Origin of the sequence: Psychrosphaera sp. B3R10, assembly GCF_018861025.1 — a bacterium.
GTDB classification, from domain to species: domain Bacteria; phylum Pseudomonadota; class Gammaproteobacteria; order Enterobacterales; family Alteromonadaceae; genus Psychrosphaera; species Psychrosphaera algicola.
Genome location: NZ_JAHKQH010000009.1, coordinates 200,731 through 216,609, shown reverse-complemented (window position 1 = coordinate 216,609; position 15,879 = coordinate 200,731). Strand labels below are relative to the sequence as shown.

General features: G+C 39.4%; 11 protein-coding genes. 7 read left to right on the top strand and 4 right to left on the bottom strand.

The window, feature by feature from the left end:
• The first annotated feature begins 1 nt into the window (after position 1).
• The 6 genes from KO525_RS04620 to KO525_RS04595 are packed head-to-tail and all read left to right on the top strand — an operon-like array spanning position 2 to position 5,929.
• Positions 2 to 847 (top strand): DUF547 domain-containing protein, encoded by an 846-nt coding sequence (locus KO525_RS04620; protein ID WP_215962609.1) that lies wholly within the window; start codon positions 2 to 4, stop codon positions 845 to 847.
• The gene (locus KO525_RS04615; protein ID WP_215962608.1) at positions 834 to 2,105 is read left to right on the top strand and encodes an ABC transporter substrate-binding protein; all 1,272 of its coding nucleotides are present in this window, start codon (positions 834 to 836) and stop codon (positions 2,103 to 2,105) included. Before KO525_RS04620 ends, KO525_RS04615 begins: the two co-directional genes overlap by 14 nt.
• Complete coding sequence (locus KO525_RS04610; protein WP_215962607.1) at positions 2,102 to 3,841, top strand: ABC transporter permease; 1,740 nt, start codon at positions 2,102 to 2,104, stop codon at positions 3,839 to 3,841. The genes KO525_RS04615 and KO525_RS04610 overlap by 4 nt, the downstream gene beginning before the upstream one ends.
• A 9-nt stretch (positions 3,842 to 3,850) precedes the next feature.
• Positions 3,851 to 4,498: an ATP-binding cassette domain-containing protein gene (locus KO525_RS04605; RefSeq protein ID WP_215962606.1), complete on the top strand. Its 648-nt coding sequence runs from the start codon at positions 3,851 to 3,853 to the stop codon at positions 4,496 to 4,498.
• Positions 4,492 to 5,148, top strand: coding sequence for a CDP-alcohol phosphatidyltransferase family protein (locus KO525_RS04600; protein ID WP_215962605.1), 657 nt, complete (start codon positions 4,492 to 4,494; stop codon positions 5,146 to 5,148). Before KO525_RS04605 ends, KO525_RS04600 begins: the two co-directional genes overlap by 7 nt.
• A complete protein-coding gene (locus KO525_RS04595; RefSeq protein WP_215962604.1) occupies positions 5,138 to 5,929 on the top strand; it encodes a sterol desaturase family protein in 792 nt (263 codons plus the stop codon). The genes KO525_RS04600 and KO525_RS04595 overlap by 11 nt, the downstream gene beginning before the upstream one ends.
• Positions 5,930 to 6,020: 91 nt before the next feature.
• On the opposite strand, the gene KO525_RS04590 is transcribed toward KO525_RS04595, so the two are convergent.
• Together KO525_RS04590 and KO525_RS04585 are read right to left on the bottom strand one after the other, a co-directional pair.
• A complete protein-coding gene (locus KO525_RS04590; RefSeq protein WP_215962603.1) occupies positions 6,021 to 9,158 on the bottom strand; it encodes an HD domain-containing phosphohydrolase in 3,138 nt (1,045 codons plus the stop codon).
• A 213-nt stretch (positions 9,159 to 9,371) separates the two neighbouring features.
• Positions 9,372 to 10,115 carry a nuclease-related domain-containing protein gene (locus KO525_RS04585; protein ID WP_215962602.1) on the bottom strand — a complete coding sequence of 248 codons (744 nt, stop codon included), beginning with the start codon at positions 10,113 to 10,115 and terminating at the stop codon, positions 9,372 to 9,374.
• A 410-nt stretch (positions 10,116 to 10,525) separates the two neighbouring features.
• Here KO525_RS04585 and KO525_RS04580 point away from each other — a divergent pair, with 410 nt between their 5' ends.
• Positions 10,526 to 12,889, top strand: coding sequence for a hypothetical protein (locus KO525_RS04580; protein ID WP_215962601.1), 2,364 nt, complete (start codon positions 10,526 to 10,528; stop codon positions 12,887 to 12,889).
• Between the two features lie 739 nt (positions 12,890 to 13,628).
• Here KO525_RS04580 and KO525_RS04575 read toward each other — a convergent pair.
• Both KO525_RS04575 and trpS read right to left on the bottom strand, forming a co-directional pair.
• The gene (locus KO525_RS04575; RefSeq protein WP_215962600.1) at positions 13,629 to 14,645 is read right to left on the bottom strand and encodes a serine hydrolase; all 1,017 of its coding nucleotides are present in this window, start codon (positions 14,643 to 14,645) and stop codon (positions 13,629 to 13,631) included.
• Between the two features lie 83 nt (positions 14,646 to 14,728).
• Complete coding sequence (trpS, locus tag KO525_RS04570) at positions 14,729 to 15,748, bottom strand: tryptophan--tRNA ligase (RefSeq protein WP_215962599.1); 1,020 nt, start codon at positions 15,746 to 15,748, stop codon at positions 14,729 to 14,731.
• Positions 15,749 to 15,879: the final 131 nt, after the last annotated feature.

Sequence of the window (15,879 nt, the reverse complement as noted above, 5' to 3'; positions counted from 1 at the left end):
TTTGACTAAATCACTATTAAAGCCAGCATTGTTCGGGGTGTCGCTACTTGTGATTTCGTTCACAAGTAACGCCAAAAATATGCACGACAGCTGGAACAATGTGCTCAGTAAACATGTTGTTTCAATTAATAATAACCACAGTACTGAAGTAGACTACAAGGCAATTAAACGCGAGCATGCGGAACTGCAAATGTACCTAGATTCATTGGCTGCAGTAACGCAAACTGAGTTTGAGCAATGGAGTAAGTCAAAACAGTTGGCGTTTTTAATCAATGCCTATAATGCATGGACGGTTGAACTTATTGTTTCGAATATCGACGATGACAATAAATCATCTCAAAACCTTGAGTCGATTAAAGACCTAGGCAGTTTTTTTAGTTCACCATGGAGTAAAGACTTCATCCCTTTGTTGGGGAAAACACGGAGTTTAGATAATATTGAACACGATTTAATTCGTGGCGCCGTTGATGAGAACGGTAACTCAAAATACAATGAACCGCGCATTCACTTTGCGGTAAACTGCGCGAGTATTGGTTGCCCGGCACTTCGTGAAGAAGCATACACAGCTATCGACTTAGAGCGCCAGTTAGAGGCGCAAACAGTGCGTTTTTTATCAGATGCGACACGTAATATTGCGCATAAAAATAAGCTTAGCGTATCTTCTATATTTAAGTGGTACGGTGATGATTTTGAACAAGGCTTTCGGGGCGCAAACTCTCTACAGCAGTTTTTTGCTCAATACGCCCAAGCACTTAATTTAACTTCGGCACAGCAAAAGTTACTCAAGGAAGACAATATGAAAGTGAAATTTTTAGATTACAACTGGAAGCTAAATGCACGTCAGTAGGTTTGGGAAAATATTAACGCGGTACGGCATTTGTTGCTTCGCGTTTTTTATTTCCTTAACAATAAGTATTAACTCTAATGCAAGTGCCGCCAATACTGATCTGAACTTGCGTTGGCAGGGCATTGAACAATTGGGTAAAAACCAAGATGTGTACTTTCATGCCTGGGGCGGTGACCCTCAAATTAATGCCTATATTCAATGGACTGCCCAGCAAGTAAAAGCCCTTTACGATATTAATTTACATCATGTGAAACTAAGTGATACGAGCGAAGCGGTAAGTCGAGTTTTAGCTGAAAAGTCAGCAAACAATGATACACACGGCAGTGTCGATTTAGTTTGGATTAATGGCGCCAATTTTGCCACTATGAGCGAGCATTCGCTGTTATTAAAGCAGTGGGCCAATTACCTGCCAAATTTTAAGTATACCGACCCGACAAACAACCCCGCTGTTAATTTTGATTTTGGTATTCCAACTCAAGGGATGGAGGCTCCGTGGGGACAAGCTTCTCTTACTTTTTATTACGACAGTTTAGCTACCGATAATCCGCCAACAACATTAGATGAACTCGTTATCTGGAGTGCCAAAAACACTGGCCGGTTTAGCTATCCTAAACCCCCTGACTTTCTTGGATTAAGCTTTCTCAAATATGCTCTAGTGATATTGCATCAAGATAGCGCAATTGAGATTCAATCCTTGCTAAACCAACCGGTGACTGACCAAAGCAAAGTGGTGGTACTAAGTCCGCTTTGGGATTTTTTAGATAAGCTTCATCCGACATTGTGGCGCAATGGCAAACATTTTATGACAAGTGGTGCGCAACTACGACGGTTAGTGGACGATACTGAACTTAGCTTAGCTTTTACCTTTTCTGCACCTGAAGTACCCGCTGCCGTTAAACGTTATGATTTACCGGCGAGTATTCGCAGTTATGCTATGTCAGATGGCAGTTTAAGTAATACCCACTTTGTTGCTATTCCTTACAATGCGGCTCACTCGAATAGTGCGCAACTGGTTGCTAATTTTCTGCTCAGTCCGCGAGCTCAGGCAGAAAAACAAAAAAGTAATATCTGGGGTGATAGAACTGTGTTGATTCATTCAATGCTGGAAAATAAACAGTCAGCATGGTTTAAAGCTCAGGAACCTCACCCGAGTGCCTTACCCTTTAACAGCATTCAACGTACCTTAAGTGAACCACATCCCGATTGGGTCAACGCGATTATTCAAGGTTGGAACGTTCGTTACGGGGTTAGCAAATGAATGTTGAACCGACTAAAACCACAAACATTGAATATAAAACCGATTTGTTTACTCGCATTGTAAAATTCAGTCCACGGTTTTTACTCGCCTGTTTATTGATCCCAGTATTGGCTGGTTTAATTGGCGTTGTGTTACCGGCATTTGGATGGGCTCCTGCTTTAAGCCAATACAAGATTGGCCTTCATGGGTTTACTGCGCTGTGGCAAACTCCGGGGCTGGTACAAATGGCAATGTTGAGTATTAGTACCGGTTTAATAAGCACGTTACTCGCCTTTATTATTACCTTAATGATCTTAGCGGCCTTTTTTAATACGGTTTGGCTCAACTACATCCAGCGTTTGTTAAGCCCCATTTTAGTTATCCCGCATGCCGCCGCAGCGATTGCTATTGGTTTTCTTATTGCACCCTCTGGTATGTTATCCCGATTGGTCTCCCCCTGGCTGAGCGGTTGGGAATTATCGCCCCAGGGGATCTTTCCGCATGACGCAATGGGGATTAGTATTATATTAGTGTTAACCTTAAAAGAGTTGCCGTTTTTGCTACTTATGGCGCTAGGCGTACTTGCGCAACCTGAGCTAGGTAAAAAGCTCAGAGCGCAACACAAAGTTGCGCTTAGCTTAGGTTACTGTCCAATGACGGCCTTTTTTAAAGTCATATTGCCTAACCTATACCCTTTGTTGCGGCTACCCATTTTAGCTGTACTCGCCTATGCCAGTGCCAGTGTGGAAATGCCACTCATATTAGGACCTAATACGCCACCGACCCTTGCCGTTGCTATAATGCAGTGGTTTAACGACGTTGATTTAAATCTAAAAATTAAGGCGTCAGCAGGGGCATTATTGCAGTTAGCGATAACCGGTGGATTGCTTATGTTGTGGTTGTTCGGAGAAAAGGTCGTAATGTATTTTTGTCGTGACTTGCTTACCAATGGCGAGCGCGAATACAGCGGGGCATTTTGGCAAAAGCTCACTTCGGTATTAATCACTGGGGTAATAGGTTTTATCTTATTAGCACTGGTCGGGCTGTTATTATCGTCGGTCGCTGGTTTTTGGCGTTTTCCATCGGCGATCCCAGACCAATTAGTCTTGTCGCATTTCCAAAGTGCTTTAACTCAAATGGCCGGCCCTGTTATAAACACCTTAAACATAGGTATCGTTAGCACGGCATTGGCCATACTACTGACGTTATTATGTTTAGAATCAGAGCAGTTACGAAATAAATCTGTTTCACGTTTTATGAGCTTCATTATCTATTTACCTCTGCTCGTCCCGAGTATTGCTTTTTTATTTGGATTGGTGTGGTTACAACAATTAGCAAATAATTTATCGGTGTTTGTCAGTGTCGTGCTGACTCACTTATTGTTTGTTTTACCCTACGTATTTTTATCGTTAGCTGGCAGTTATCGACGTTTAGATCCTAGGTTTTCAAATGTGGCGGCAAGCTTAGGGGCAAAGCCACACAAGGTCTTTTTGAAAGTTAAACTTCCACAATTATTTGCACCCATTTTAATCGCAGCTGCATTAGGATTAGCCATTAGCTTTGGCCAATACTTACCCACTCTACTTGTCGGAGGTGGACGAATTTCGACAATTACGACCGAAGCCGTTGCTTTAGCCAATGGTGCAAGTCGGCGTACGAGTGCGGTTTATGCCATTATGCAAATGGTTTTGCCGCTTATTGGGTTTATCATAGCTTGGTTATTGCCTAAGTTTTTTTATAAAAGCGCGCATCACTAAAGGGTTAATATGCAGTCATCTTTACAAATAAAAAATCTGCAATTGTTTCGTCAAAAGCAATTGTTACTTAGCTTAAACGAGCAAGTGAATGGCGGTGAGATACTGACGATTATGGGGCCGTCTGGCAGCGGTAAATCGAGTTTGTTAAATTGGATAACCGCAGGTCTCAATAGTCATTTTCACGCAGAAGGTGAGGTCTGGCTTAATGGCAAAAATGTTAACGGACTGCCTTCACACCTACGACATATAGGCGTGTTGTATCAAGATGCGTTATTGTTTTCACATCTCACCGTTGGTGGCAATATTGCATTTGCGATGCCTAAGGGTAATAAAAAGCAACGTATAGAAAAAATAGAACAGATGCTCGAAACATTTGGTCTAGGAGGTATGGTCAATCGACATCCTGATGAATTGTCTGGGGGGCAACAGGCACGAGTTGCTTTACTGCGAATGTTGCTAAGCGAACCGAAAGCTATTTTGCTCGACGAACCGTTTAGTAAGTTAGATGCGCAATTGCGCGCTGAGACTCGGCAGTTGGTTTTTGACACCATCCGCAATCATAAGTTACCGACAATTATGGTTACACATGATCATAGTGATGCTGAGGCTGCAAACGGTAAAGTGATCACCTTAAACACAGGACAAGCTAAATGTTAGATAGATTCATCACGCCGATTATAAAACCTGTTTTACAGCCAGTTGTGATGCTTTTGCACAAACGTAAAGTCACTGCGGATCAACTGACTGTCGTCGGTTTTTTAATTGGCTTATTAGCGGTGCCTTTATTGGCTTTTGAGCTGTGGTATGCGGCACTTGCTGCGATTGTGTTAAATCGAATATTCGATGGCCTTGATGGTGCTTTAGCTCGTTATAGTAAACAAAGTTCAAGCGCTGGTGGCTTTTTAGATATCACCCTCGATTTCTTATTTTATGCGGCCATACCGCTAGGCTTTGTATTTGCTAATCCTGAGCAAAATGCCATCGCCGGCTCTGTACTATTGGCAACCTTTATTGGCACCGGTTCGAGTTTTTTAGCGTTCGCTATTGCTGCAGAAAAATTTAAACTCGATAAACCGCAATTTAAGTATAAAAGTTTTTACTATTTAAATGGCTTAACAGAAGGAACGGAGACCATTGCGTTGTTTGTCGCCTTTTGTCTTTGGCCGCAACATTTTGCGTTATTAGCGTATGGATTTGCCTTTGCCTGTGCGATTACGATAGTTACGCGGATACATGGCGGCTACCACACACTAAAACAGCAAGAGGCTATTTTGCAGTCTTCTCAAGAGGTTACTCATGGCCAATGAAATAGGGTGGCGTCTAGGTTGTTTTTTTTCTATTTTAATTATCATGATGTTGCTTGAGTGGCAAAAGCCGGCACGGCATTCACCCATTAAAGCCCGCACGCGGTGGTTTGCCAACTTTGGGTTAATATTTGTATCCTCAGTAGTCGCACGTTTAACTGTCCCTATTGGGTTAACGGCATTAGCCATTAGTAATCAGCAGCAGGGATTTGGGTTATTTAATAATATAAATGCGCCTACTATCGTCATCGTTGTGCTTAGTTTAATACTGCTCGATATATTGATTTATTGGCAGCATAGATTGTTCCATAAAGTGCCCATGTTATGGCGTTTGCACCGTGTACATCATGCTGATATTCATGTTGATACGAGTACCGGTCTTAGGTTCCATCCTATTGAAATTGTTCTTAGTATTGTTATCAAGATTGCCGCCGTCGGGTTACTGGGTATACCAGCGATTGCGGTACTTATATTCGAAATTGCGTTAAATGGCCTCGCGCTGTTCAATCATGCCAATATTCGTTTACCTCAAAGTATTGAGAAACCATTACGACTCATATTGATGACACAAGTTTTACACCGTATTCACCATAGCCAAAAAGTCTCTGAGACAAATTCAAATTATGGATTTAGCGTTATTTGGTGGGACAAGTTGTTTGGTAGCTATAAAAACGAAGCGACAAAAACCGATGAAGAGCTTGATATTGGCTTAAAGGAATATCCAAAAGCTAAACAAAATGCTTCGTTGTTTGGGCTGTTAATGATGCCGTTTAAAGGCAAATGAATATTAAGTAATGTAGCTCAGTTTAAAAAGTTTAGTTGTCGCTAAACCGCCGACCGTTGGTCGGAATATACTGTCAGCGCAAACCTAAAACTTATCCCAAATACAGTTGCTCATCTACTGTATCTATTTGTTCCTTTGGTAAAAATTTATTTGCGTAATGTAAGTAAACTTTACTTTTAATGAATAGCTGAAAAACGGCTAAGTCAATGTGCTCTTCAATCGCCATTTTATGTAATATATTGAGAGAAACACTAAGTGGTTTCGCTTTTTTATATGGACGGTCGGAGGCGGTTAATGCCTCAAAAATATCAGCTAAAGCCAAAATACGTTCAGGGATACTGAGTTCGTCCCCTTTTAATCTGCGGGGATAACCATCTCCACGCATGGTTTCATGGTGAGTAGATGCAATACGCGGGACATTTTCTAGCTCTGGTGGAAATGGAATTTGATCCAGAATTTTTATCGTACTAATAATGTGTTCGTTTATTATAAATCGATCCTCAGTCGTTAACGTGCCTTTCATGACCGTCAAATTATATATTTCACCTAGGTTGGCCAAATTTTCAGGTATCGCCATTTTAATCCCAAGACTGTCAGGCAGTTTATGTTCTTTAGCGTGTTGCTTGATATGTCCTTCTTTATCGGCCAGCAAATATTCAACCGCTGGCAGTGGCGCGCTTTCATTTACAAGCTCTCTTTCTTCCTGTGGTGAAAGTCCGAGTTGGTCGTCAAAATAACGAAGCCAAGTTTGTTGAGCTAATTGTTTGATTTTTTGTTCGGCTTCACTTGAGAGACCTTCACTTCCAATATTTGAATGTGCAATAAAAGCAAAATCGTGTTGCAGTTGTTGTTGCTCTTTTCGGCATTTTTCCAAAAGTTCGGCTTTATCTTCAGGAGAGGTTTGTAATGCATTTAAATAAGTAATTTCAATATCGCGATGAAGCACTTCAAAGCGCATTCTAACTTCATGGATCCGATTATAAATGCATTCTAATTTTGAGCCTTTATCAACAATATGCTCTGGGGTCGTTATTTTGCCACAATCATGTAACCACGCCGCAGTGGTTAATTCTCGCCATTGTTGTTCAGAAGTAATATCAAAGCTTTCAAAAATACCGGTGTTTTCCTTACAAGCGACTTTTAATAACATTTCACTCAACTCAGGGACTCGATTGCAATGTCCACCTGTGTAGGGGGATTTATCATCTATTGCCTGAGCTATCAGCTTCACCATGGCATCAATCAGACCTTTTTGAGCCAACTCATGATTATACAAGTTGTTAGACATTTTTTTGATTGCTAAGGATAGGCGTTTTACTTCAATAATATTGCTCGGCGCTACTTTAACCACACTGTAGTCCCGATTAGAGATCTGTTGAGTTTGCAGCAACAGCGTATTAAATGTTGTGGTTACCGGGGACGCAAATAGATAGGTTAATGGTAATAAAATGGCAATGACAGCCATCGTTATTAAACTGCTTTCAATTACGCTTTTATATACGGGGGCAAATAGCGTGCTTTCATCGATTGCCAAAACCAGCAATTGATCTTGAGAAAGTGATGATCCAAGCTCACTAAAATAGAGCAGTTTATTCTCACCTTGATACTCAAAATAATGCAGCGATTCTAAAGTGGTTTTACGAGCCTGATCAATCGCTTGGATATAAGGCAACACTCGCACAGTTGATTTGTCCTGAGTGTTAAATAGCCACTTTTTTTCAAGTTGTGGGATATGAATGTTTTGCAATTCGGCTAACGCACGATTAATTATGGGCAACAAAGGCGCATGTTCCTTTTGCAGTAACATGCGTAGCTTAGTGTCAATTTGGACCCCATCTAAGGAAAAGTCTTTTAATACCGTAAGGTTATCTACACCAAACTCTTTTAATAAATTATCCATGATTAACGCGATGTCTAAGGCAGCATCCACTTTATTAGACGCTAAGAGCTCAATCATTTCATGGTTTTTAGTAAAGCTTACAATTTCTATTTGTGGATGAGACTGTTCGATTTCTTTGGCAATCGACCACCCACTGCCAATGGCTAATTTTTTACCATGCAACTGCGATAATGAACTGAAATTCTGGTTTTTCTTCACCAATAACCCTAATGGCAAATTACCGTAGGCGTCTGACAATAATCCGAGATCTCGGTTTTCCTGAGTGTCGTAAACTCCATTTAAAATATCTAATTTCTTAGTTTTAAATTGCTCTGTGAATTGTTGCCAGCTAAAACCATTAACAAAATTTAATTTTATCCCTGTTTTTTCACTAATCATTTTTAACGCATCTACGGCATAACCCTTTGGTGCTCCCGAAAGTGAAAAGTCGATAGGTTGCCAATCTTCGCCATTTGAAATCCGCATTGAAGCAAGTTGGTTAACATAGTTTTTTTCGTCCGTAGTGAGCTTTAAAGGTGTAATGCTTTTTAGTCTTTCATCAAGGACCGGAGAATTAGATTGCGCAATCAACTCGCCGTTTTGTTTAATAAGGTAGGCTTCTCCAGAAAATGCATTGGCGTGCATCGCTAGATTCTGTGAAAGGTTAAATAAGCTAACGTCTAAACCGATAACCCCTTTATTATTGGGTAACTTTTTGGAATACGTGATCCCAGGTAATTGAGAAAACTGAAATAAATAAGGCGCGCCTTGCGTGGTTTGTTTACTCGCCTGTGTATACCAAGGTCTTAAAACAGGATTGTAGTTTGTCGGTTTTGTGGTTTGATTGGTTTGTTGTAAATTTTTATCATAGTAAGTTAACACTTGCAGATTGGGGTCTTGATCGACATTTATCGCTAGTGTTAACCAAATATCATTATCCTCAGCAAAATATTGTTTTCGAGCTCCGGTTGTATTTAAATTCACAACCTCAAAAAAGTTTCCCTCTGGCGTCGCCATGTAAAGACCAAAAACAAGTGGATTACTGGCCATCATTTCACTTATTAAATTGAGTTTGGTGCGCGGTGACTGAGCTTCGATATCTGGATATATTGATAAAAGGTCGACGAGTAACTTAGCTTGAACGTCATTATTTTGCAGTGCTTTTTTAGATTGCCCAACAAATTGTTCAAACTCTTTTAAAGCATGTTTTTCTAATTGAGAGGTGCTGTAATAATATTGAAGCGATAACGTTATTATCGCAACAATGCAGCAAACAAGAGCTAACGCAGTGACAACAGCAAAACGAACTGAAAAGCGAAAACTGGCAAAAGAAAATGTTAATTTATCCATAAACCCAATGTACAATTTATATCCATATTCAGCCTATCAAACTATACTTTTTTGCCTTAAAGTTCTAGTTTAACTTTCTATTTTGGGCGTAAATTTAAACAATCAGATTTACCAGTAAGCCAGTAAAAATGCGGATGTTGTTATTTTCAGTATTAAATTGATAATACGACCGTGACGATCTTCTGAATTGGTTTACGCAACCCATGCATAATATTAAGATTTCTTTTTAGTTACTTTACACGTTGGGAAGCCTGAACACCCCCAGAATGTTGTACCCGCATTGGCTCCTTTTCGTGCGGTACGAAGGACCATGGCATTACCGCATTTAGGACATAATGGTTTGTTTTTATTGCGTTCAATATTGGCAATGTGCATATTTTTAGAAACCACCGTTGATGATATGGCGTTTTCGATAATCACAGAGTAGTTATGAATAGTGTCACTATTCAAGACTTCATGGCGTTGAGATTTTATTAAAGGAATTAGGCCGCTTTTAGTAACAACATTTTTCGGCATTTCAGTTTTGAACTGGCAACTGCCTACAAAGACGACAATATTAAAAATTGTGCTTGAATTTGCGCCAAGTAACTTTTCTATAGCTTTTACATGTTTATAATTTTGAAGAATCGGATTATAAAATTTGTATTTATTTTTATATATTGTTTGTGTCCATTGTCTTTGTTTTTCCCCACCAAATATCCAGCCTCTCAGGTTTTTAGTTTCAATGACAAATATGCCATATGGACTTATTAGAATATGATCTATTTGGGTGGTTCCATCGGGTGTGATAAGTGTGACATCATGGAATGTGGGGTATCTTTGGCCATGCTGTCCAAAAATATTTAGTTTGCGAGCGATCATCCTTTCGCCTGCACTTCCTTTATAGTTCGACGTTTTTGCTAGTAAAAAAAACAGCAGGCCAAATATTAATATAAGTAAGAAGAATGTTTCGGTCATTAATTCATTTTATCCCCTGTTTGGCTTAACACTAAGGATTTAGAAAGAAGCTGTTTTTCTGAATTGGACATAAAAAACCTCCTGTTTCAATTAAGAATAGCAGTAGGCTTTAAATCATCAAACCGCAATATAAAGTTTCAGGATCAATTGTTTTTATAGTGCGGGTGAGTGATAACGTTTCACACTAAACTATAAATTTGCGGCTCGTTAAGAAAGAACATCCTCTAATTAGGTGGCTAAATATCTATGCCAATACACTACATAGGAAGCCACATTTAACACCAATATCCATTGAGAACAACATACATAAAAGTACTTAACTTTAACTTGATCGCTATATTATGATCGACTAAAATTTGTTCAAATTATTATTTAAGTTACTAAAAGTATTTATCATTAGGATTACAAGGATGAAAAATTCTATTTTAGCGTTGAGCGTTATTATGTTTCTAACATCTTGCTCATCTACAATGTCTAATAATCAGCCAGATAAAAACCAGACGCGTATGTCCCTTGTTAAGGGGTATAATTTTACCCCAAATAGCCGGGCCTGCGAGTTTGTTTCCGGCTGGTTTTCCGAATTTTCAAATTACGCTATATCGCCTTACCGTTTAAGTATGTTACGGGAACCATATTTTAACAGATGGGAAGTAGCTCAACATGAGCAGGGATTAGCGAAATTGGCACCTGAATTAGTCGACGCAATTCCAGACTACCAGCAGTTTCCAACTGAACTTTTGTCCTCCAATATTTTTAATAAATATTTTGTTGAGGACTTTCAATCGTTAAACTCAGAGCAAAAAGACAACTTCTTATCAGGTGCTAAAATGTGCCACCAGTATGCTGAAGAGGCCAAAGGCAAAATTGTCATTAACGAAATATCTAAACCATCGTCTATAAACAATTATTATGAAAGACAGCTGGCAACTGAACTGTGGGAAAAAAGAGAAGCTGAACTGTGTTTGGGTATGGAACAATGGGTGGAAGCAGTTGGAAGTTTAGATCTGAGCGCAAAAAAATACAACGATAACTACCTGATATTCACGGAAGCGTTGTTTAACCAAGTATTTTATGGGCGCTTCGTTGATTTGAGTGCAAATCAACGAGCTGGGCTCTCCGCCGCTTTTTCTGATCAAAGGGTAAGTTTTACTGACAAAAGTTTCAAACACTGCGGTTTCGTGCACAGGCGAACTCAATTCAAAGACTTTGCGTTTATATTTAATAAAATGGGGACAATGTTAAAAAACGCAAACAAATATGTTGGTGCAGGTGAGAGGGCGAGAAAGCAGTATACAGGAACGTCACCTAATCAAGTGAAGCATCGAATCAATGGGCAATTACAAGAATACAGATTCATAGCCGAAGTGTTGCTGCGAGAACATCAAATTAGCAAAGTTGATCAATTTATTAGCATGTCTAAAGCGAATAAAGTTAGCTATGAAACATTGGATAAATTTATTGAAGATGTTATTACCTCTGGAAATTCAAAAAAACCTAGGCTAACAATATCGGAGCAATACATATTGGATTTAAAACGTAAAGCATTGGTTGACAACTATGATGTTGAGCAAATGATGCAGCGCTCATTGATGGGTATTAAATCGAGTTTACCATTAGAGGGTTATTCTAATATTTATAAGTCGAAATACAGTGTATTGTACCGACACTCAAATTCCAGTATCCCACCTCACTTTGCACAAATAGCTCAAATAGAAGAATATAAAGCTATGTATCTCAAAGTATTTCAAGGGGCTGAAAATAAAACCTCCATTAACAAGGTCTTTGATTCTGAAATAGAAAAATTACTTTCGGATTATGTGGTCATTGATCAAAGCTTATTATTACAATTACAACCCAACATTGAAGGTATTAATAAATCTAAACTTTGGTTGGATGATTATTTTCGCTTTTATCAAAAATACGGAATGAATAAATTAGTTGCGGATTATTACACTCAACTGCAGAACAAGCGAAAAGAATTGATCAGTGCGGTTTGGCCTTCATTAGAAAAACATGTGGCTTCTTTTGATAGTAGCCAAGTTGCCAAAGCCTTTGGCCAAGGTGCGGTTAACTATGGGGTTGATAGCAAAAACAAGCAAGGGAAACTGCTAATTAGTCTAGTACAAGAAAGAATTCGCTCGTTAAGTGTTGCGGAACGCCAAGAACAAAATCAGCAAGAATTAAACCGGTTTTTAGCTAGATATTACACCAAGATGGAAAGAGCACATTTAAACCAAGACGGTAAATTTACTTTACCTAAAAAGCTGACAGCTCCAGACGAGGATGCCTTGTTTAAAATCTTCTTTCGCGTGGTAAAGTCACAGTGGAAACAGGCTGGTTACAATCAGTATATCAGGGATAAAAATACTATCTCAATGCCGGTTACTGCTATGGGTTTTAAAATGAGAGCAGATACCGATGTTCATCAAATTTCAATAGAATCCTGCCAGCAGCTGTCGAAAGATTCATATCAATGTGATTATTCATTAAAATATAGAGTAGTGCCTGTCCACGAGGACGCCCAATTGTCGGCAGCTATGAATCAATTAGCGCCATTGACCAAATCGTTTTTAGGGATTTGGCAGTCTGGCCGTAAAGAATTGTTTTCTCACACTTTTACGTTCACTGAAAATGGCTGGTGGTCTGATGATATGGCAGAGGCTTATAGAGTAGATCAAGGCCGAATGAATAAAATAAGCGCTGCATGGAATGCATCTCAGCCTAAGTCGAAGACTTGTTTAAATTACAAAGGACTGTCATTTTCATGCTGGTAAATAACTTGGTTCCAATGAGGTATATCCTGGTTTTGAAAAACAAGTAATTTTCGGATGGAGTGTAACATTGCGGTTCTATTTAGAAAGGTTAGTAAAATTGAAACGCCTTATCTTTGCCGCCAACTTGTTAGCCAATTTCAAAATTAATAAAAGTAGAAATCTAGTTTGCGTTAATACTTTAATAAGCGCTAAAGTTAAGCGTCTGTTTTCATTCATGAGTAAATGAAACAAATGGTATGGTGTATGGGTCTTGTTGGCGTGGAAGAGACCAATAGAGTATTTAACCTAACAAGCTTTTGACCAAAAGTGAGTTATCTGCTGACGCGCCTTTGCCCCATTGTCAGTTAACATAAATACTCTAAAATCGGCTTTAAGCTCACAGCGATAAGCGGACTTGTATCGTTTGTAAATAATATAAACAAAGGGTTCCTGAAGAAAGTACATGTCCTCGTGAGTCCACCGTAACGACTTCCGCTTGAGTTACCTCATTTAGAAGTCCTGAGAACTTGTTATAATTAAATCAATCTGACAAAACACCATGTATCACCAAAATGGTTAAATCCGAATATTCTACGCCAAATCTTCTGGCATATATTGGACCTCCATCTGTTACTGAAAACACATGTTCTCGAAAACTAAAAGGTTGTTCAAACCCTAAATCTTGTAGCTCCTTTACAGTCATTGTCATATTAGTGGACGGTTCAAATGTTGGAGAGTCCGAATTTATCAATTGAGTGCTTTACCTTTTACGTATGATATCAATTATTCGATTGTGAACGATTTGAGAAAGAAGCAAAGTGTCATCACCAGTTGTATTAACAAACTGAACAACAACGGTGTCAATATCGGCATAATAGCGGGCACGACTCCAGTAACCCAATACCCAGCCATCGTGCTGATATTTATAGAGGCCTTTATAAATTTCGGCTTCTGATGCGGTAAATAAAGTGCCATCATTGAGCGCCCTGATAAATTTCCCAACTGCTTCTGTCGTTGCGATCATGCCTTGATCAAGATTCTTAAAGTCATCTGGATACCCCATGTGATAACCACTCATCAATCTATCTAGATCGATTTCATTCACCGACATAAAGGTATCGTTAATACCTAAGGGGAATAGCATTTCATCTTTAATAAACTGTCCGTAGTCGTAACCGAGTACTTTTGTCATGATTCTTTGTAGCAACAGGTAATTGGTATTCGAATAGCTGTAATCTGTGTCTGGCTCAAAATCAGCCTGTTTATTAAGAATCAACTCTAAACCATCGATATTAGAATCTGCCCAATTAAATCCTTCGGCATCGGTAAAATTAGGGATGCCACTTCGATGTTGGACCATCATGCGAAGCGTAATTTTGTCGGCATTTTGGATCTTTCCATTAAATTCCGGCAAGTAATCAACGAGTGTTCCATCTAACGATAGCGTTTTATTCGCGACAAGTTTGACGAGAGCGGACGCATCATAAAGCTTACTAATACTGGCTATTTTAAATAAGGCTTGAGGGGAAGCGGGGGTTTTAGTATCCCGTTCGTGAAAGCCTTCAGCATATAATTCACCCGCGTTGCCTTTTCTATCGACATATACGATTATGCCATCGAGTCGTTCTTCTACGGCATTCGCCAGTTCCTGCTCTATGGTATTCGGAAGTGGCTTTAGATAGTAAAGTCCAAACTCCCATGGCGCGAACACGTAGATACTAGTAAAAGTGACAATAGCAGCGGCAATGCGGATTGCCGCTAATTTGCTTTTTTTCATTTGCTTAAGTTCCAAATTGTGATTCTATAGCTGAGTATAAAATACTTAACAGTGTAGGTTTTAATACCAATGCCACCGAGCAGCTAAATTACATTCAACCCAAACACATCTTTCACGCTATGAAGAACAGTGTTGGTTCTGTTTCTTGAGATCTCACTTCCTGCTCGTAATATTTCTATTAGTTGTGCTTTGTCATTAAGGTAAAGCTCCCTAATCTCACGAATTGGCTTCAACAAATCTTGCAGGCACTCTTCAAGTATTTTCTTTGTTGTGCCATCACCAAGGCCACCCCGTTGGTAATATTCTTTTAGTTGATAGACATATTCTTTGTCTGGGTGAAAAGCATCAAGATAAGTGAAAACAATGTTTCCTTCAACTTGACCTGGATCTTCAACTCTTATGTGATTTGAGTCGGTGTACATACTGTGAACAGCGCTTCTTATCTCTTTCTCAGTCGCGCCCAAATTAATGGTATTCCCCATTGTCTTACTCATTTTGTTTTTGCCGTCAGTACTTGGCAATCGTGACGTATTACTTAGCAATGGTCTACACTCATTGAGCACTGGATGCCCTGCTAATGAGTTAATTTTTCTAACAATTTCATTCGTTTGCTCAAGCATTGGAAGCTGGTCATCACCAACAGGTACTAATGTCGCATTAAACGCGGTGATATCAGCCGCTTGAGAAATTGGATATGTTAAGAAACCTGCGGGGACGGAGCGATTAAAACCTTTGCTTTTTATCTCACTCTTTACTGTAGGGTTTCGTTCAAGTCTTGAGATGGTTACTAAGTTACTGTAATACATTGTTAGCTCAGCAAGGGCAGGTAGCTGAGATTGCAGGCAAATAGTAGTTTTCAGAGGGTCTATACCAACAGCCAAGTAGTCAGCCACCACATTTAATATATTGGACGAAACCTTTGATGGATTGTGTGCATTGTCAGTGAGTCCTTGAATATCTGCGACAAGAATTGTTTGGTCGTGTATTTCTTGTAGAGATACACGTTTCTCCAACGAGCCAACATAATGACCGAGATGAAGAGGGCCTGTCGCTCTGTCGCCTGTGAGGATGGCTTCTCGTTGAGTGTTTATTTGATGCTTCATGATATATCTCCAGTTTAATAAAATGTGCTACTGGAGATATAAAGAACATACAGACTCAGCTACCTTCCAGCAGCAAAAGAATGTACAAATCCTGTGCCGCTCAGAGTGAGCGCCACCAGTAAAAAGAAATT

Bases quoted from the DNA above. Each gene is read 5' to 3' on its own strand.
- KO525_RS04575 (WP_215962600.1), bottom strand. From the start codon at position 14,645: ATGAAAAAAAGCAAATTAGCGGCAATCCGCATTGCCGCTGCTATTGTC.
- KO525_RS04595 (WP_215962604.1), top strand. From the start codon at position 5,138: ATGGCCAATGAAATAGGGTGGCGTCTAGGTTGTTTTTTTTCTATTTTA.
- trpS (WP_215962599.1), bottom strand. From the start codon at position 15,748: ATGAAGCATCAAATAAACACTCAACGAGAAGCCATCCTCACAGGCGAC.
- KO525_RS04590 (WP_215962603.1), bottom strand. From the start codon at position 9,158: ATGGATAAATTAACATTTTCTTTTGCCAGTTTTCGCTTTTCAGTTCGT.
- KO525_RS04615 (WP_215962608.1), top strand. From the start codon at position 834: ATGCACGTCAGTAGGTTTGGGAAAATATTAACGCGGTACGGCATTTGT.
- KO525_RS04580 (WP_215962601.1), top strand. From the start codon at position 10,526: ATGAAAAATTCTATTTTAGCGTTGAGCGTTATTATGTTTCTAACATCT.
- KO525_RS04585 (WP_215962602.1), bottom strand. From the start codon at position 10,115: ATGACCGAAACATTCTTCTTACTTATATTAATATTTGGCCTGCTGTTT.
- KO525_RS04610 (WP_215962607.1), top strand. From the start codon at position 2,102: ATGAATGTTGAACCGACTAAAACCACAAACATTGAATATAAAACCGAT.
- KO525_RS04605 (WP_215962606.1), top strand. From the start codon at position 3,851: ATGCAGTCATCTTTACAAATAAAAAATCTGCAATTGTTTCGTCAAAAG.
- KO525_RS04600 (WP_215962605.1), top strand. From the start codon at position 4,492: ATGTTAGATAGATTCATCACGCCGATTATAAAACCTGTTTTACAGCCA.